The 15,950-nt window shown below is 67.8% G+C and carries 19 protein-coding genes; 18 read left to right on the forward strand and 1 reads right to left on the reverse strand.

What is annotated here, in order from left to right:
* From AB0B91_RS07435 to AB0B91_RS07505, 15 genes are all read left to right on the forward strand, one after another.
* The coding region (locus AB0B91_RS07435) for a hypothetical protein (RefSeq protein ID WP_358317094.1) at positions 1-490 on the forward strand (490 nt) is incomplete at its 5' end.
* Entirely contained in the window at positions 490-867 is a 378-nt protein-coding gene (locus tag AB0B91_RS07440; RefSeq protein WP_358317096.1) for a hypothetical protein, read from the forward strand. The genes AB0B91_RS07435 and AB0B91_RS07440, both read left to right, overlap by 1 nt.
* A 244-nt stretch (positions 868-1,111) precedes the next feature.
* Positions 1,112-2,377 (forward strand): serine hydroxymethyltransferase, encoded by a 1,266-nt coding sequence (gene glyA, locus AB0B91_RS07445; protein ID WP_358317098.1) that lies wholly within the window; start codon positions 1,112-1,114, stop codon positions 2,375-2,377.
* 70 nt (positions 2,378-2,447) lie between these two features.
* Positions 2,448-3,725 (forward strand): undecaprenyl/decaprenyl-phosphate alpha-N-acetylglucosaminyl 1-phosphate transferase, encoded by a 1,278-nt coding sequence (locus tag AB0B91_RS07450; protein WP_358317100.1) that lies wholly within the window; start codon positions 2,448-2,450, stop codon positions 3,723-3,725.
* 131 nt (positions 3,726-3,856) lie between these two features.
* Entirely contained in the window at positions 3,857-4,279 is a 423-nt protein-coding gene (locus AB0B91_RS07455; RefSeq protein WP_358317102.1) for a hypothetical protein, read from the forward strand.
* 65 nt (positions 4,280-4,344) lie between these two features.
* Positions 4,345-4,560, forward strand: a complete 216-nt coding sequence (locus AB0B91_RS07460) for an AtpZ/AtpI family protein (protein ID WP_214641702.1) — start codon at positions 4,345-4,347, stop codon at positions 4,558-4,560.
* Between the two features lie 154 nt (positions 4,561-4,714).
* Positions 4,715-5,419 (forward strand): F0F1 ATP synthase subunit A, encoded by a 705-nt coding sequence (gene atpB, locus AB0B91_RS07465; protein WP_358317104.1) that lies wholly within the window; start codon positions 4,715-4,717, stop codon positions 5,417-5,419.
* A gap of 74 nt (positions 5,420-5,493) precedes the next feature.
* Positions 5,494-5,724: an ATP synthase F0 subunit C gene (gene atpE, locus AB0B91_RS07470; protein ID WP_225290366.1), complete on the forward strand. Its 231-nt coding sequence runs from the start codon at positions 5,494-5,496 to the stop codon at positions 5,722-5,724.
* 34 nt (positions 5,725-5,758) lie between these two features.
* Positions 5,759-6,310, forward strand: a complete 552-nt coding sequence (locus tag AB0B91_RS07475; protein ID WP_358317106.1) for a F0F1 ATP synthase subunit B — start codon at positions 5,759-5,761, stop codon at positions 6,308-6,310.
* An 8-nt stretch (positions 6,311-6,318) separates the two neighbouring features.
* The gene (locus AB0B91_RS07480; RefSeq protein ID WP_358317108.1) at positions 6,319-7,128 is read left to right on the forward strand and encodes a F0F1 ATP synthase subunit delta; all 810 of its coding nucleotides are present in this window, start codon (positions 6,319-6,321) and stop codon (positions 7,126-7,128) included.
* Between the two features lie 24 nt (positions 7,129-7,152).
* Positions 7,153-8,802, forward strand: a complete 1,650-nt coding sequence (gene atpA, locus AB0B91_RS07485; protein WP_358317110.1) for a F0F1 ATP synthase subunit alpha — start codon at positions 7,153-7,155, stop codon at positions 8,800-8,802.
* A gap of 3 nt (positions 8,803-8,805) precedes the next feature.
* Positions 8,806-9,708, forward strand: a complete 903-nt coding sequence (locus tag AB0B91_RS07490; protein WP_214641697.1) for a F0F1 ATP synthase subunit gamma — start codon at positions 8,806-8,808, stop codon at positions 9,706-9,708.
* Between the two features lies 1 nt (position 9,709).
* On the forward strand, positions 9,710-11,155 hold the full coding sequence (atpD, locus tag AB0B91_RS07495) for a F0F1 ATP synthase subunit beta (RefSeq protein WP_214641696.1): 1,446 nt from the start codon (positions 9,710-9,712) through the stop codon (positions 11,153-11,155).
* Positions 11,156-11,215: 60 nt separating this feature from the next.
* A complete protein-coding gene (locus tag AB0B91_RS07500) occupies positions 11,216-11,617 on the forward strand; it encodes a F0F1 ATP synthase subunit epsilon (RefSeq protein ID WP_219526789.1) in 402 nt (133 codons plus the stop codon).
* A gap of 50 nt (positions 11,618-11,667) precedes the next feature.
* Complete coding sequence (locus AB0B91_RS07505) at positions 11,668-12,045, forward strand: DUF2550 domain-containing protein (RefSeq protein WP_358317113.1); 378 nt, start codon at positions 11,668-11,670, stop codon at positions 12,043-12,045.
* On the opposite strand, the gene AB0B91_RS07510 is transcribed toward AB0B91_RS07505, so the two are convergent.
* Positions 12,042-12,632: a cob(I)yrinic acid a,c-diamide adenosyltransferase gene (locus tag AB0B91_RS07510; RefSeq protein WP_358317115.1), complete on the reverse strand. Its 591-nt coding sequence runs from the start codon at positions 12,630-12,632 to the stop codon at positions 12,042-12,044. The two genes, AB0B91_RS07505 and AB0B91_RS07510, sit on opposite strands and share 4 nt — an antisense overlap.
* Positions 12,633-12,758: 126 nt before the next feature.
* Here AB0B91_RS07510 and AB0B91_RS07515 point away from each other — a divergent pair, with 126 nt between their 5' ends.
* Genes AB0B91_RS07515 through AB0B91_RS07525 form a run of 3 tightly spaced genes read left to right on the forward strand, consistent with a single transcriptional unit; the run spans position 12,759 to position 15,931 of the window.
* Entirely contained in the window at positions 12,759-13,655 is an 897-nt protein-coding gene (locus AB0B91_RS07515) for an ATP-binding cassette domain-containing protein (RefSeq protein ID WP_358317117.1), read from the forward strand.
* Positions 13,652-14,773, forward strand: a complete 1,122-nt coding sequence (locus AB0B91_RS07520) for an ABC transporter permease (RefSeq protein WP_358317119.1) — start codon at positions 13,652-13,654, stop codon at positions 14,771-14,773. Before AB0B91_RS07515 ends, AB0B91_RS07520 begins: the two co-directional genes overlap by 4 nt.
* Positions 14,774-15,931 (forward strand): histidine kinase, encoded by a 1,158-nt coding sequence (locus tag AB0B91_RS07525; protein ID WP_358317121.1) that lies wholly within the window; start codon positions 14,774-14,776, stop codon positions 15,929-15,931.
* The last annotated feature ends 19 nt before the right edge of the window (positions 15,932-15,950 follow it).

Genomic DNA, 15,950 nt, shown 5'->3' on the forward strand with positions numbered 1-15,950 from the left:
GACGGATCCGCCGATACAGCAGGTTCCCGACAACGGAACGGGTCACGTCACCCCGACCGAGCCATCTGGGCAGCGGGCTGCGGACGCCTCGGCGCCCACCGTGGGTGAGCCGGTGGTGGTGGGGCCCACTCAGCCGTCGGTGGACCAGAGTGGGGCGGTCACGCCGCCTGCCACCGATGCCGCGACGGCCCCGGTTGCCGACACCTCCGCCCGGCCGACCCACGCTTCGACTGTCTACGCGGCGGCCGGGGTTGATGCCGCTGCGTGGGGCGGTGATGGTCGTGACGTCGTCTCCGTTGAGGCCAGGTCCATGGACTCCGACGCGCTCAGAGCCCTGGTCCAACACCACCGTGACGTTCAGCCGCTCGACATGCCGGGTGTGGAGGTCCCGCCGGGTGAGTACGGCGAGGGTCAATGGGCGCTCAGAGACATCCAGCCTGATGGGCCACCTGGCACGATCGAGCCGGGGGCCCGCGAGAGGAGCGTGTGATGTACGTGGACCCGCCCGCCCCTCAACCCCGTCAACCGGGCGAGAACCCGCCTCTCAACGGCAACGGAAACCCCCTGGAAGCCCAGCCAAGGGCCTGGGAGTTCAATCCCGAGTACCAGCGCCTGGTCACCGCCTGGCAGACCGTCCTACCCCTGCTGGAGGGCCTCACAACGGCCCTTGACAAGGCGTACCAGCTGGCTAGGAGCCCCCAGACCTGGGACGCGCCTGTGGGGACGCGCTACGTCGAGGACATCGGGGCGTGGCGGTCCAGGCTCGCCCTGTACCGCCAGGCTGTGCTGACGTCGATCAGTGAGCAGGCCGCCGACACGCCGCGCTGGGTGCCCAGCGCGATCGGCGCCCCCCACGCGTTCTCCTGACGTCCGCCAGCGAGGGCGGCCAGGAACGGGCGCCAGCGCGTGACACCAGGGACGGACGCCAGCACGGGCCGCCAGCGAAGGGCGCCAGCGCGTGATGACAGCGAAGGATGGCAGGGACGGACGGCGGCGAACGGTGACGGAGCGTACGAGACGTACGGGTCTCCCGCCTCGCGGACGCGCGCCTGAAAGCTCGAGAGACCCGAGGAAGATGGGAAAAACGGACAAATAGCCGTACAGTGGAGCAATGGGTGTACCGCCCTACTATGGCCCCGACTTCGGCCAGCTCCAGCGGCAAGATCCCGAGCTGGCTCAAGTGCTGCTCGACGAGCTGGACCGGGTCCGCGGTGGTCTCCAGCTGATCGCGAGTGAGAACCTCGCCTCCCCAGCGGTTCTGGCTGCCCTGGGCTCCACCCTCACCAACAAGTACGCCGAAGGCTACCCGGGCAGTCGCTACTACGGCGGCTGCGAGGTCGTGGACCGGGCGGAGCGGCTGGCGATCGAGCGGGCGCGCCGGTTGTTCGGCGCCGATCACGCCAACGTGCAGCCCCACTCGGGGGCCTCGGCGAACCTGGCGGCGTACGCGGCGCTGCTGCAGCCCGGCGACACCATGCTGGCCATGGATCTCTTGCACGGCGGTCACCTCACTCACGGCTCGAAGGTGAACTTCTCCGGAAGATGGTTCGACGTCGTGTCGTACGGCGTGCGACGTGACACCGAACTCATCGACTACGACGAGGTCCGGGACCTGGCGGTGCGGCACCGGCCGAAGGTGATCGTCTGCGGGGCCACCTCCTACGCCCGGCTGATCGACTTCGCCGTCTTCCGCGGCATCTCGGACGAGGTGGGCGCCTGGCTGCTCGCCGACGTGGCGCACCCGATCGGGCTGATGGCGGGTGGCGCCATCCCGTCCGCCGTGCCGTACGCGGACGTGGTCACGTACACGACGCACAAGGCACTGCGCGGACCGCGCGGGGGCGGGATCCTGTGCACGGCGGAGCTCGCCGCGCGGATCGACCGGGCGGTGTACCCGTTCATCCAGAGCGGTCCGCTCATGCACGCCGTGGCCGCCAAGGCGGTGGCGTTCGGCGAGGCGCTGCGGCCCGAGTTCGGCGAGTACGCCAAGCAGGTGGTCGCCAACGCGCAAGTCCTGTGCGACTCGCTGGCGGCCGAGGGGATGCGGCCGGTGTCGGACGGTACGGACACGCATCTGATGCTCATTGACCTGCGCGAACTGGGTGTATCGGGCGCCGAGGCGGAGCGACGGTGCGCCGCGGCGGGGATCACGCTGAACCGCAACGTGATCCCGTATGATCCGGAGCCTCCGGCCGTGACGTCGGGGATACGCGTCGGCACCCCGTGCCTCACCACACAGGGCATGGGGCCCCAGGAATTGAAGGAAGTGGGGACCCTGGTCGTGCGGGCCGTGCGCCATCCGGGTGCCGCGGCCGAGGTCAGGGAGCGGGTGTCGGCTCTGTTGGCGGCCTTCCAACCGTATGACAGCGAATATTAAGAGCGAATATTAAGCTGGTGTGTGTCGATTTCCGGTCACAGTCGGTCGGAGCATCCAGGAAACTAGGTCCGTGCGCGAATACCTGTTCATGGCGCTCATTGCGGCAGCGGTGACGTATCTGCTCGTCCCGCTGGTGCGCCGCTTCGCCATCCGCATCGGGGCCGTGCCCGAGGTCCGCGACCGCGACGTGCACACCACGCCGACGCCGAGACTGGGCGGTCTGGCCATGTACGGCGGGCTGGTCGTCGGGCTGCTGGTGGCCAGCGAGCTGACCAACACCGGCAAGGTGCTGCACGACGCCGAAGGCAGTCCGGTGATGGCGTTGATCATCGCGGGCGGCCTCATCACGTTGACGGGGTTCCTCGACGACTGGTGGGGCATGGACGCCTTCATCAAGCTGGCCGGCCAGATCGCGGCCGCCGGCGTGCTCGTCTGGTTCGGCCTCCGCCTCACCTACATCCCGCTGCCGAAGGACTGGGGTGGCTCCACCAGCCTCGACTACACGCTGAGCACCATCATCACGATCCTGGTCGTGGTGGTGGCCATCAACGCGGTCAACTTCGTCGACGGTCTCGACGGCTTGGCGGCGGGCATCGTCTGCATCGCGGGCATGGCCACGTGGGCCTACTCGATCTTCCTCAAGCAGAGCATCAGCGGCGAGCGCATCGCGACCACGGCGGCCATCGCCGCCATCCTCATCGGCTGCTGCCTGGGCTTCCTGCCGCACAACTTCCACCCCGCGAAGATCTTCATGGGTGACACCGGGGCGATGCTCATCGGGCTCGTGCTCGCCTCCTCGATCGTCACCGTGACGCCGGTCGACCCCTCGGTCATCGAAGGCATGAACCGGGTGCCGGTGCTGCTGCCGCTGCTCGTGCCCGCCGCGGTGCTGGTGCTCCCGCTCATCGACCTGATAACCGCCGTCGTGCGGCGCACCTCACACGGCATGTCACCGTTCGCGCCCGACCGCGGCCACCTGCACCACCGCCTGCTCGACATCGGCCACTCCCACCGCCGCACCGTGCTGATCATGTACGCGTGGACGTTCCTGTTCGCGTTCGGCATCGTCGCGCTGTCCACCATCGGCGTGCCCATCCTGCTGTTCCCGGTGGTCATCCTGCTCGCGCTGGGCGTGCTGGTGCTGATGGCCGCGCCGCGCTGGCGGGGCAGGGGCGGCCTCCACTCCCGCGGCAAGTCCGACGACGACGGCCCGCCCACCGGCCCCATGCCGCCGATCCTGCCGCAGACCGAGGTCGGGCGGCAGGTCCCGCCGCCTGCCGGCCCGTCGCAGGAACGCGCTAGCGCCGCAGGAAAACCGGTCATTCCTGCCGTTCCGGGTCGTTCATGATCGCGAACTAGAAACGGCAGGTAAAAGCGGTCTTCCGTGAGCTTGTGATATCTTTCACGAGCAGGGGCCCCCGATGCACCGGCTTTGGGGGTAGCAAACGCTCGCTTGATAACATGCTTACTGGAGCACCGATGCAGGCCAACGACGTGCGCGTACTCAAGAGTGCCGCGATCCCCACCCTTGTGGTTGGGGTGGTCGCCGTGGTCGTGGCCCTGCTCCTGGCGGGAGCGAAGGGCGCGCTGGGCGCGGCCATCGGCACTCTGCTCGTCGGTGTTTTCTTCAGTATCAGCGTGGTAGCGGTCTCCTATGCCGCCCGAATCTCCCCACAGCTCATGGCTATCGCCGCGATGGTGAGCTATCTCGTCAAAGTCGTCGTCATCATGGTGATGCTGGCGGCCTTCGGCGACACCACGGCGTGGAACTCCAAGGCTTTCGCCTGGTCCGTCGTGGTAGGGACGCTCGTCTGGACGGCCGCCGAGGTGCGGGCGTTCATGAAGACAAAAATGCTTTATGTCGACCCCGAAGCCAAGGTCCCCGGGAACGGTGGCGCATGAGGCTGGTAAAGGGATGGGGTCCGATATGACTAGTCCTCTACTGGCCTGCTATCGTCGGCCCCGCGATGAGCGAACAGGAACGCCGACCGGAAGACGACGGTCAGGACTTCGCCAACGCCGCTTGGTCGATCCCCAGCTACCTGCTCGCCGGGATGGCGATCTATGGCGGTGGCGGCTGGTTGCTGGACCGTTGGCTCGACACGTCCGCGTTCTTCCCTATAGGTGTCGTCCTGGGGATCGTGCTGTCCGTGTACCTGGTCTACCGCAAGTACGGTCGCTAGCCGCACGGCGCGACCACTTCGCTGAGGAAACCCTTGTGATCCGCTACGACGTTGAAGGGAACGCCGCGTGAGTGCGCTGACGGTCCTCGCCGACGATCAGTTCAAGGCTCCGTCGCCTGATGAACTGTTCAATTTTGCCCCCATTATTCCCGGGGTGGACTGGTTCACGAAGCCGGTTCTTCTCGCGCTCCTCACCTCGGTCGTCGTGATCGGGTTCTGCTGGGCGGCCTTCGCCAACCCGAAGATCGTGCCACGGGGAGTCCAGAACGTCGCCGAATACGGCTACATGTTCGTCCGCGACCAGGTCGCCCGGCCCTTCCTGGGCAAGGACGCCGACCGGTGGATGGGCCTGCTGCTGACGCTGTTCTTCGTGGTGTTCCTGTGGAACATCATGGGCGTCATCCCGTTGCTGCAGTTCCCGGTGGCCTCGCACATCGCCTTCCCGGCCGTGCTCGCGATCTCGATCTACGTGCTCAAGGTCTACCTGGGCGTCAAGCACCAGGGTCCGATCGGCTACTTCAAGAACATGATGTTCCCGCCGGGACTGCCCAAGGCGATCTACATCCTGCTGGCCCCGATCGAGTTCCTGTCGAACATGATCATCGCGCCGTTCACGCACGCGGTCCGACTGTTCGCCAACATGTTCGCCGGCCACATGCTGCTCGCGTTCTTCAGCATGGTGGGCTTCTGGTTCCTGTTCGAGAAGCTGACCCCGCTCGGCGCGTCCGTGGGTGTCATCGGCGTGGTCATGACCATCATCTTCACCGCCTTCGAGATGTTCATCCAGTTCCTGCAGGCGTTCCTGTTCGCCATGCTGGCGTCGATGTACATCGGCGGCGCGCTTCACGCAGAGCACTGAGAACCATCCCATACCGGAATATCCATGACCGGTGAAGACACGCTTCACCGGCCGTCCAGTAAAGGAATACAGCAATGAGCGTTCTCGCTGAGGTCTCCGGCAACGTCACCGCCATCGGTTACGGTCTCGCCGCCATCGGCCCCGGCATCGGCGTCGGCATCATCTTCGGTCAGGGCGTGCAGGCCATCGCGCGCCAGCCCGAGGCCTACGGCCTGATCCGCCAGAACATGCTCCTCGGCTTCGTCCTCACCGAGGCCCTCGCCCTGCTCGGTCTGGTCGCGCCGTTCATCTTCCAGAACATCTGACGGCCAGAAGAATCCCTGACGAAAGGCTGCATCCATGATCACGGCAGCTACGCTCATCGCCGCGGAGGAGGGGTCCAACCCCCTCATCCCGCACACATTCGAGCTCGTCGTCGGTATCTTCTCGTTCTTCGTCGTCCTCTTCTTCGTCGGTAAGCTGCTCGTCCCCCGGATCCAGAAGACGCTGGCCGAGCGGACTGACGCTATCGAAGGCGGCATAAAGAGAGCGGAAGAAGCTCAGGCCGAGGCACTGAACCTGCAGAAGCAGTACCGCGACCAACTGGCCGAGGCCAGGCACGAAGCGGCTCGTCTCCGTGAGGAAGCTCGCGAGCAGGCCGCGCAGATCAGGGCAGAGCTCCGCGAGGACGCGCAGGCCGAGGCCCGCCGCCTCGTCGAGGCGGCGCACGCGCAGATCGAGGCGGACCGGCAGGCGGCCTTCGCTCAGCTCCGTACCGAGATCGGCCGTCTGTCGACCGACCTGGCCAGCCGCATCGTCGGCGAGTCCCTGGAGGACGAGGCCCGGCAGAGTCGCGTTGTCGACCGGTTCCTCGACGAGTTGGAGAGCTCGGACGCGCAGGCGGTGCGGTGAGCGACCACATGAGAGGCCTCAGCAAGAACTCTCTCGCCGTGGTCGAGGAGCGGTTCAACGCTGCGGCGGGCTCGGCGGACCTGGGCCGGCTGGCCGAGGACCTCAACTCGATCGCCGATCTGCTGGACCGTGAGCACGGACTGCGCCGGGCCCTGTCGGACCCGGCCAGGCCCGCCGCTCAGAAGGCTCAGGTTGTCCGGGGTCTGCTCGACGGCAAGGTCGCCGAGGCCGCGATCGCCACCGCTGAGGCGGCGGTCGAGGCCAAGTGGTCGCGCGCCGGTGACCTGGCCGACGTGCTCGAACGGCTCGGCGTCATCGCCGCGGCCGCGGAGGCCGAGGCGCAGGGCAAGCTGGACGACGTGGAGGACGAGCTCTTCCGCTTCGGCCGGATCGTCGCCGCCAACCCCGAGCTCCGCCGCGCCCTGACCGACCAGAGCGCTGCCGAGGAGGGCAAGCGGCAACTGCTGCAGGACCTGCTCGGTAGCCGTGTCGCCCCCACCAGCCTGCGTCTCATCACGCAATTGGTCGTGCATCCTCGTGGGCGTAGCCTGGAGGCAGGTCTGGAGGAGCTCGGCCGGCTGGTGGCACAGCAGCGCCAGCGCCTCGTGGCGACGGTGCGCAGTGCGGTCGAGCTGACCGAGGAGCAGAAGCAGCGCATCACCACGTGGCTGCGCACCTCCTACGGTCGCGATGTGCACATCAACGTCGAAGTGGATCCCCGAGTGCTCGGTGGTTTCTCGGTCCGCATCGGCGACGAGATCATCGACACCACCATTGTGGGACGAATCGAAGAAGTCCGCCGCCGGTTGGCCGGCTAGGGCGATAGAGGAGACAGAGAAGAGATGGCGGAGCTTACGATCCGGCCGGACGAGATCCGGGACGCGCTTGAGCGCTTCGTCCAGGCGTACGAACCGGAAGGCGCCGCGCGCGAGGAGATCGGGACCGTCGTCGACTGTGGCGACGGCATCGCCCATGTCTCCGGCCTTCCCTCGGCGATGGCGAACGAGCTGCTCGAGTTCGAGGACGGCACGCGCGGCCTGGCACTCAACCTCGACACCCGCGAGATCGGTGTCGTGGTCCTGGGCGACTTCAGCAGCATCGAGGAGGGCCAGACGGTCCGCCGGACGGGCGAGGTCCTGTCCGTGCCCGTCGGCGACAACTTCCTCGGCCGCGTTGTCGACCCCCTCGGCAACCCGCTCGACGGCAAGGGCGCCATCGAGTCCGAGGGCCTGCGCGCCCTCGAGCTCCAGGCGCCGTCGGTCGTCCAGCGTCAGCCGGTGAAGCAGCCGCTGCAGACCGGCATCAAGGCGATCGACGCCATGACGCCGATCGGCCGTGGCCAGCGTCAGCTGATCATCGGTGACCGTGGCACCGGCAAGACCGCGATCGCCGTGGACACCATCATCAACCAGCGCGACAACTGGGCCTCCGGTGACCCGGAGAAGCAGGTGCGCTGCGTCTACGTCGCGGTCGGCCAGAAGGGCTCGACGATCGCCCAGGTGCGGGCTCGCCTTGAGGAGGCGGGCGCGCTCGAGTACACCACGATCGTCGCCGCTCCGGCGTCCGACCCCGCGGGCTACAAGTACATTTCGCCCTACACCGGTTCCGCCATCGGGCAGCACTGGATGTACCAGGGCAAGCACGTTCTCATCGTCTTCGACGACCTGACCAAGCAGGCCGACGCCTACCGCGCGGTCTCGCTGCTGCTGCGCCGCCCGCCGGGCCGTGAGGCCTTCCCGGGCGACGTCTTCTACCTTCACTCCCGCCTGCTGGAGCGCTGCGCCAAGCTCTCCGACGACATGGGCGCGGGGTCGATGACCGGCCTGCCGATCATCGAGACCAAGGGCAACGACGTCTCGGCGTTCATCCCGACCAACGTCATCTCCATCACCGACGGGCAGTGCTTCCTGGAGACCGACTACTTCAACGCCGGTATCCGCCCCGCCATCAACGTCGGTGTCTCGGTCTCGCGAGTCGGTGGCTCGGCGCAGATCAAGGCGATGCGGAAGGTCGCGGGCACGCTGCGGCTGTCGCTGTCGCAGTATCGCGACCTGGAGGCCTTCGCGGCCTTCGCGTCCGACCTCGACGCGGCGTCCAAGGCTCAGCTGGAGCGCGGTCAGCGACTGACCGAGCTGCTCAAGCAGGCCCAATACTCGCCGTTCTCGGTCGAGCGCGAGGTCGTGTCCGTCTGGGCGGGCACCACCGGCGAGCTCGACGAGGTGCCGGTCGAGGACATCCGGCGCTTCGAGACGGAGTTCCTCGACTACCTGCAGACCAGCCACAAGAGCGTCTTCGACAGCATCCGTGAGACCAAGGATCTGCTGGACGACACGGTGACCACCCTCAAGGACGCCGTCACGGAGTTCAAGAAGGGCTTCACCACCTTCTCCGGTGAGCTGCTGGTTAAGGATGAGCCGGTCGCGCCGCTCGAAGAGGGAGAGGTCGGCCAGGAGAAGATCCGCAAGGTCGTCCGCTCGGCGGAGAAGAAGTAGCCCATGGGTGCCCAGCTAAGGCTGCTGCGACGGCGGATCAAGTCGGTCAAGTCGACCGCCAAGATCACCCGTGCCCAGGAGCTCATCGCCTCTTCGCGGATCGTGAAGGCGCAGATGCGGATGCAGGCGGCGCTGCCGTACGAGCGTGAGATCACTCGCGCCGTCACCGGCGTCGTCAGCAACGCCTCGAGCGTCGACCATCCGCTGACCGTGGCGAAGGAGAACCCCACCAAGGCGGGCGTGCTCATCGTCACCAGCGACAGCGGGTTCTGTGGCGGCTTCAACGCCAACGTCCTGCGCGAGGCCGAGGCCCTGCGCGGACTGCTGAAGAGCCGCGGCCTGGACGCCATCCCGTTCGTCACCGGCCGTAAGGGTGTCACCTGGCACTCCTTCCGTAACCGGACGATGGGCGGGCAGTGGGTCGGCTTCTCCAGGAAGCCCGCCTACGGCGACGCCAAGGAGATCGCCGAGCTGCTGATCGAGTCGTTCAAGGACGAGAACGGGATCGACGAGATCCACATCGTCTCGACCGAGTTCGTCTCGATGCTCACCCAGAACGTCGTGGTCAAGCGCATCCTGCCGCTGGAGGTCGAGGAGACCGAGGCGAGCGAGAGCGATGTGATCCCTCCTTACTTCGAGTTCGAGCCCACCGCGGCCGACGTGCTCGAGTCGCTGTTGCCGCGCTACGTGGAGTCCCGCATCTTCACGGCGCTGCTGGAGTCGGCGGCTTCAGAGGAGGCCGCGCGTCGCCGCGCGATGAAGTCCGCCACGGACAACGCCAACGAGCTGATCCGCGTGTTCACCATGCAGATGAACCAGGCTCGTCAGGCCGAGATCACCCAGGAAATCAGCGAGATCGTCGGTGGCGCCAACGCGCTCGCTGACGCCGCAGCGGGGAAAGAGTGAAATGACTGCAGAGGCTGTTGAGACCGTAGAGACCCCCGCGGCCGGTGTCGGCCGCGTGGCTCGGGTCACAGGGCCCGTCGTCGACGTGGAGTTCCCCGTCGAGGCGATGCCCGACATCTACAACGCGCTTAACCTCGAGGTGACCCTCGGGGAGGACACCAAGCTGCTGACCCTCGAGGTCGCCCAGCACCTCGGTGACAACATCGTCCGGGCCATCTCCATGCAGCCCACCGACGGTGTGGTCCGCGGTGCGGCCGTCACCGACACCGGCGTGCCGATCTCGGTGCCCGTCGGCGACGTCGTCAAGGGTCACGTGTGGAACACGCTCGGCGAGGCGCTGGACGTGCCGACCGCTTCTCTCAAGATCAACGAGAAGTGGGGCATCCACCGGCCGTCGCCGGCGTTCGACCAGCTCGAGTCGCGCACCGAGATGCTCGTCACGGGCATCAAGGTCATCGACCTGCTCATGCCGTACGTGCAGGGTGGGAAGATCGGCCTGTTCGGCGGCGCGGGTGTGGGCAAGACCGTCCTCATCCAGGAGATGATCCGCCGGGTCGCCCGCAACTTCGGTGGCACCTCGGTGTTCGCCGGTGTCGGCGAGCGCACCCGTGAGGGCAACGACCTCTGGCTGGAGATGGAGGAGGCGGACGTCCTCAAGGACACCGCGCTCGTCTTCGGCCAGATGGACGAGCCGCCGGGCACCCGTCTGCGGGTCGCCCTGTCGGCTCTGACGATGGCGGAGTATTTCCGCGACGTGCAGAAGCAGGACGTGCTGCTCTTCATCGACAACATCTTCCGCTTCACGCAGGCCGGTTCCGAGGTGTCCACGCTCCTCGGCCGCATGCCGTCGGCGGTGGGTTACCAGCCCACGCTGGCCGACGAGATGGGTGTGCTCCAGGAGCGCATCACCTCGACGCGCGGTCACTCGATCACCTCGATGCAGGCGATCTACGTGCCCGCCGACGACATCACCGACCCGGCGCCGCACAACGCGTTCGCGCACCTCGACGCGCAGACCGTGCTCTCCCGGCCGATCTCGGAGAAGGGCATCTACCCCGCGGTGGACCCGCTCGACTCCAGCTCCCGCATCCTCGACCCGCAGATCGTGGGCGAGGAGCACTACGCGGTGGCCCAGGAGACCAAGCGGATCCTGCAGAAGTACCGCGAGCTCCAGGACATCATCGCCATCCTCGGCATCGACGAGCTGTCGGAAGAGGACAAGGTCATCGTTCAGCGGGCCCGCCGTATCGAGCGGTTCCTGTCGCACCCGATGTACGCCGCCGAGGCGTTCACCGGTCAGCCCGGCGAGAACGTGCCGCTGGACGAGACCATCGCCTCCTTCAAGGGCCTCTGCGCGGGTGAGTACGACCACCTGCCCGAGCAGGCGTTCTTCATGGTCGGCGGCATCGACCAGGCCATCGCCAAGGCCAAGGAACTCGAGCGCTGACGCCCGTAGTGGGGGCATGGCGCGAGCCGTGCCCCCACTCCTGTCCGGAAAGGAGCCTACGTGGCCAAGCTACGAGTAGGCGTTGTCTCGCCCGAGCGTGAGATCTGGTCGGGCGAGGCCGACATGGTGATTGCCAAGACCGTGGACGGCGAGATCGGTATTATGCCGCAACACGCACCTGTGCTCGGCGTCCTCGTCGAGGGCGGCGTGCTGCGCGTGAAGCGGGAGGGCAAGGGCGACCTGGTCGCGGCGGTGCACGGTGGGTTCATCTCCGTGGCCGACGACGAGGTGTCCGTGCTCGCCGAGGTGGCCGAGCTCGGTTCCGAGGTCGACGTCGCGGCTGCCCGTGACGCTCTCGAACGGGCACAGGCCGCGATCGAGGCCAGTCAGGAAGACGCCGACGCGGCCATCGAGGCCAAGCGCGCCAAGGCCCGGCTGCGTGCGGCCGGCGAAGAGGTGTAGTTCTTGAGGTCTAGTTCTTTGATGTGGGTTTAGGGCAAGGGGGCGGCTTGGTGGCGACGGTTCTCATCTGTGTGCTACTGGTCGCCGTCCTGGTGGCGTTGCGCGGACTCGTGCTGGCGCGCTCCCGGGGGAGTGTGCCCTGCCGCCTGCGAGTAGGCGACCAGGGCTGGCAGCGCGGGGTAGCCCGCTACGCCGACGGAGAGCTCCATTGGATCCCGCTCATAGGTGTACGCCTCAGGCCCCGCCACGCGATCGCGAGGCGGGGCCTCGTCGTTTCCTCCCGGCGCGAGCTGGACAGCGGTTTCTACGCGGTGGACTGTTCCGGCACCACGCGCGACATGTCGCTGGCCATGAGCGCCGACGCCCTGACCGGCTTCCTCGCCTGGCTCGAGTCGGCGCCGCCGAGCGCGTATCTGGACGTCGCCTAGCGGGTGCCGCCCGGCTTCCAGAGGATCTCGCCACCCGCGTGCGCGACCCTGCACAGGATGAACAGCAGGTCTGACAGGCGGTTGAGGTATTGGGCCGTCAGCGGGTTCATGTCCTGGTGCGCGTGCAGAGCCGCCCACGTCGTACGTTCGGCGCGCCGGACCGTGACCCTCGCCACGTGCAGTCCGGCTATGGCCGGGTCGCCGCCGGGGAGGATGAAGCTGCGGAGCGGCTTGAGCTGCTCATTGAACTCATCGCACCTCGCCTCCAGCCACTCGATGTAGGACGGTTCGACCCTGAGCGGCGGGAACTCCGGATTGTCGGTGACCGGCGTCGCCAGGTCGGCGCCCACGTCGAAGAGCTCGTTCTGGATGCGGATCAGCACCGCCGTCAGCTCCACCGGCAGCGTGCCGTGCGACATGGCCAGGCCCAGGTGCGCGTTCGCCTCCTCCACGTCCGCGTAGGCCGCCAGGCGCGGGTCGGTCTTGGCGGCGCGGCTCATGTCGCTCAGGGCGGTGGTGCCGTCGTCCCCGGTGCGGGTGTAGATGCGGGAGAGGACGACCGGCTTGTCCTTGTCGGCGCGCGTCATGGGGCCAGCGTAATGACAAAAGTCACCCGGAACGGACGCGGGGCGCATACCGCGCCGGTGATTTCCTCGACTACCAGCGCCGATCGCTACCCGCGACGATGGATCCATGATGAAGGAGAGGATCTGATGCTCGAGATCAGCGAACTGCGCAAGCGCTTCGCCGGTGGGCCGGACGCACCGGAGGGCAAGGTGGCCCTCGACGGGATCAGCTTCGTCGTACGGCCGGGCGAGATGTTCGGATTCGTCGGCGCGAACGGCGCCGGCAAGACGACCACCATGCGGATCGTCATGGGCGTGCTGCAGCCCGACGCGGGCTCGGTGAGCTGGCAGAGCAGACCGCTGGCGTACACCGACCGGCGGCGGTTCGGCTACATGCCCGAGGAACGTGGGCTGTACCAGAAGATGCGCGTCGCCGAGCAGGTGGAGTACTTCGGCCGGCTGCACGGGATGGACGCCGCGGCGGCCAGGGCGGCGGCCGGCGACCTGCTGGAGCGGCTGGGGCTGACCGAGCGCAGGGGCGACGCGGTCGAGGCGCTGTCGCTGGGCAACCAGCAGCGTGTGCAGCTCGCCGTGGCGCTGGTGCACGACCCCGAGGTGCTGGTGCTCGACGAGCCGTTCTCCGGGCTCGACCCGATCGCGGTCGACGCGCTGGCCACGGTGCTGCAGGAGCGCTGCCGCGGAGGCGTACCGGTGATCTTCTCCAGCCATCAGCTGGAGCTGGTGGAGCGGCTGTGCGACTCGGTCGGCATCGTGTCGGCCGGCCGGATGGTGGCCAGCGGCACGGTCAGCGACCTGCGGGCGGTGGAGAGCGGTACGCTCCGCGTCGTGGTGCGCGACCCGGCGCCCGGATGGGCCGACGGCCTGCCCGGCACCGTCACCGTCACGGGCGACCGGCACGTGCTGCTCACCACCGACGGTGACGACCAGGAGATCCTGCGCCGCGCCATGAAGGCCGGGCAGGTCGAGCACTTCGGCACCGACCGGCCGACCCTTACCGAGATCTTCAAGGAGGCCGTGGCATGAACGGCGGCATGAGCAGTGTGATGCTGGTGGCGCGGCGTGAGGTCGCCACCCATATCCGGACGAAGGCCTTTGTGATCGGGCTGCTCATCACCGCCGTGCTGGTGGGCGGGGTGGCGTTCGCGCCGAAGGTCCTGGACACCCCCGACTCGTACAAGATCGGCGCCGTGCACTCCCAGGAGCTGCCGCTGAAGGCGGCGGCGCCGGACGCGGAGTTCGAGTGGCGGACGTTCCCCGACGAGGCGGCGGCCAAGAAGGCGGTGCTCGCCGGCGACGTGGACGCGGCGCTGATCGACAACAAGAAGGTCCTCACCGACGGCGAGATCGGCACCGAGCTCGGCGTGCTGCTGCAGAGCACCAACCGGGAGTTCAAGCTGGGCGCGGCGGGCGTGTCGATCCCGCCGCTCCAGATGGTCTCCGTGGGCGCCGACACCCGTTACCAGGCCGCCAGGACCGGGATCGCCGTGGTGCTCGTCCTCGTGCTCTTCATGCTGATCATCGGACAGGTCATGATGGTCGCCATGGGCGTGGTGGAGGAGAAGGGCAGCCGGATCGTGGAGATCCTGCTCACCTCGGTGCGGCCGTGGCAACTGCTCGCCGGTAAGATCATCGGTCTGGGCGCGCTCGGTCTGATCAACCTGGGCACGATCCTCGTGGTCGGCATCTCGGCCTCGCTCGTCTCGGGCATCGCGGTGGACTTCCCGCCCGGCCTGCCGGGCATCGTGGCGGGGGTGCTGGTCTGGTTCGTGCTCGGCTACGCCTTCTTCGCCACGCTCGCGGCCGCGCTCAGCTCCCTGGTCTCGCGGCAGGAAGAGGTGGGCAACGTGATGACCCCGCTGACCATGCTGATCATGGTGACCTACTTCGGGGCCTTCTACGTCACCACCGACCCCACCGGCACGCTGGCCAGGGTGGCCTCGCTCGTGCCGCCGTTCTCCTCGATGGTCATGCCCGTGCGGATGGCCGCCGCCGACGTGCCGTTCTGGGAGGTCGGGCTGTCCATGGTGCTGATGATGCTGGCCGTGGTCGGCGTACTGTCCTTCGGCGCGAAAGTGTACGAGCGGGCCGTGCTGCGTACCGGGGCCAGGGTCAAGCTCGGCGATGTGTTGCGTGTGAAATAGATGGACGCGATCAAGCGGGCACGGCGGATCTCTCTGTGCGTGCTGAACGCGGCAGTCGTGATGATGTGGTTCGCCATCGCCATGACGGTCGTCGGCGGTACGGCCTCGTGGCTGCGCGTCGTGCCCGCGCTGATCGCCAGCATCGGCTTCACCTGGTTCTTCCTGCGCATCACCCGCGCCGTCCTCGAGCGTCGCTATCCCACAAGAGAGGTCGCGGCGGCCGGCGCTCTCGCCTTGTTCGCCGCCGCTCTGGGCGGAGGAGACCCGTTCGGGTGGGGCTTCGCCCTGCTCGCGTGGGCGTCCGTGGCGACGATCGGGGTCCGCGCGTGGACGGCCGTGGGCATGGCGGTGGGGACGTTCGTGGCCGGCGCCGGACTGGGTGCCATCGCGGTCCTTTCCGGACAGAACATGCTGTCGGTCCCGGTCCCGTACGACCGGGGGGCGATCACCTTCATGGGAGTCCTCTACGCGGTGATGTGCGCCCTGCTGCCGCCGAGCAACCGGTTCTGGGCGTGGATCTACACGCTCGCCGTACAAGCTCATGAAGGCAGGGAGGCGCACACCCAGCTGGCGATCGCGGAGGAGCGGCTGCGCTTCGCCAGGGACCTGCACGATCTCGTGGGGCACCAGCTCTCGGCCATCGCGGTCAAGACCGAGCTGGCCGTACGGCTGTCGGAGGCCGACACCGTCGCCGCGAAGGCGGAGATGACCGAGGTGAACGCACTGACCAGGACGGCGCTGCGGGAGCTGCGCCAGGCCGTGCGCGGCTACCGCGAGCTCGACCTGAACGCCGAGCTGGACAGCGTGAAAGGCGTGCTCGAAGCGGCCGGCATCCGCTGCGAGCTGCAGTTGCCCTACCGTGAGCCGCCGGGCGGCGTGGCGCCCGCGTTCGCCTACGCCGTGCGCGAGGCGGCCACGAACGTGCTCAAGCACAGCACGGCGTCGTTCTGCGAGATCACGCTCCGCTTCACCGACGAGGAGGCGGAGCTGCGGGTGCGCAACGACGGAGTGGTCCGTCGGCAGGTCTCCGACCTGGGCAGTGGCCTGATGGGCATGGGGGAGCGGCTGGCGAGCGTCGGTGGCAAGGTCACGGCGCGTCCCACGGGCGATGGAGAGTTCCTGCTGCGGGCGGTTGTGTCACTCCCGATCTGTGGGTAGTGGACAAGTGCCGGGTCCA

The organism is Nonomuraea sp. NPDC049141, from assembly GCF_040648415.1.
GTDB lineage: Bacteria > Actinomycetota > Actinomycetes > Streptosporangiales > Streptosporangiaceae > Nonomuraea.

Coding starts and splice junctions, on each gene's coding strand:
- atpA (WP_358317110.1), top strand. CDS start 7,153: ATGGCGGAGCTTACGATCCGGCCGGACGAGATCCGGGACGCGCTTGAG.
- atpE (WP_225290366.1), top strand. CDS start 5,494: ATGAGCGTTCTCGCTGAGGTCTCCGGCAACGTCACCGCCATCGGTTAC.
- AB0B91_RS07520 (WP_358317119.1), top strand. CDS start 13,652: ATGAACGGCGGCATGAGCAGTGTGATGCTGGTGGCGCGGCGTGAGGTC.
- AB0B91_RS07460 (WP_214641702.1), top strand. CDS start 4,345: ATGAGCGAACAGGAACGCCGACCGGAAGACGACGGTCAGGACTTCGCC.
- atpD (WP_214641696.1), top strand. CDS start 9,710: ATGACTGCAGAGGCTGTTGAGACCGTAGAGACCCCCGCGGCCGGTGTC.
- AB0B91_RS07510 (WP_358317115.1), bottom strand. CDS start 12,632: ATGACGCGCGCCGACAAGGACAAGCCGGTCGTCCTCTCCCGCATCTAC.
- AB0B91_RS07455 (WP_358317102.1), top strand. CDS start 3,857: ATGCAGGCCAACGACGTGCGCGTACTCAAGAGTGCCGCGATCCCCACC.
- AB0B91_RS07515 (WP_358317117.1), top strand. CDS start 12,759: ATGCTCGAGATCAGCGAACTGCGCAAGCGCTTCGCCGGTGGGCCGGAC.
- AB0B91_RS07525 (WP_358317121.1), top strand. CDS start 14,774: ATGGACGCGATCAAGCGGGCACGGCGGATCTCTCTGTGCGTGCTGAAC.
- AB0B91_RS07440 (WP_358317096.1), top strand. CDS start 490: ATGTACGTGGACCCGCCCGCCCCTCAACCCCGTCAACCGGGCGAGAAC.
- AB0B91_RS07480 (WP_358317108.1), top strand. CDS start 6,319: ATGAGAGGCCTCAGCAAGAACTCTCTCGCCGTGGTCGAGGAGCGGTTC.
- AB0B91_RS07490 (WP_214641697.1), top strand. CDS start 8,806: ATGGGTGCCCAGCTAAGGCTGCTGCGACGGCGGATCAAGTCGGTCAAG.
- glyA (WP_358317098.1), top strand. CDS start 1,112: ATGGGTGTACCGCCCTACTATGGCCCCGACTTCGGCCAGCTCCAGCGG.
- AB0B91_RS07475 (WP_358317106.1), top strand. CDS start 5,759: ATGATCACGGCAGCTACGCTCATCGCCGCGGAGGAGGGGTCCAACCCC.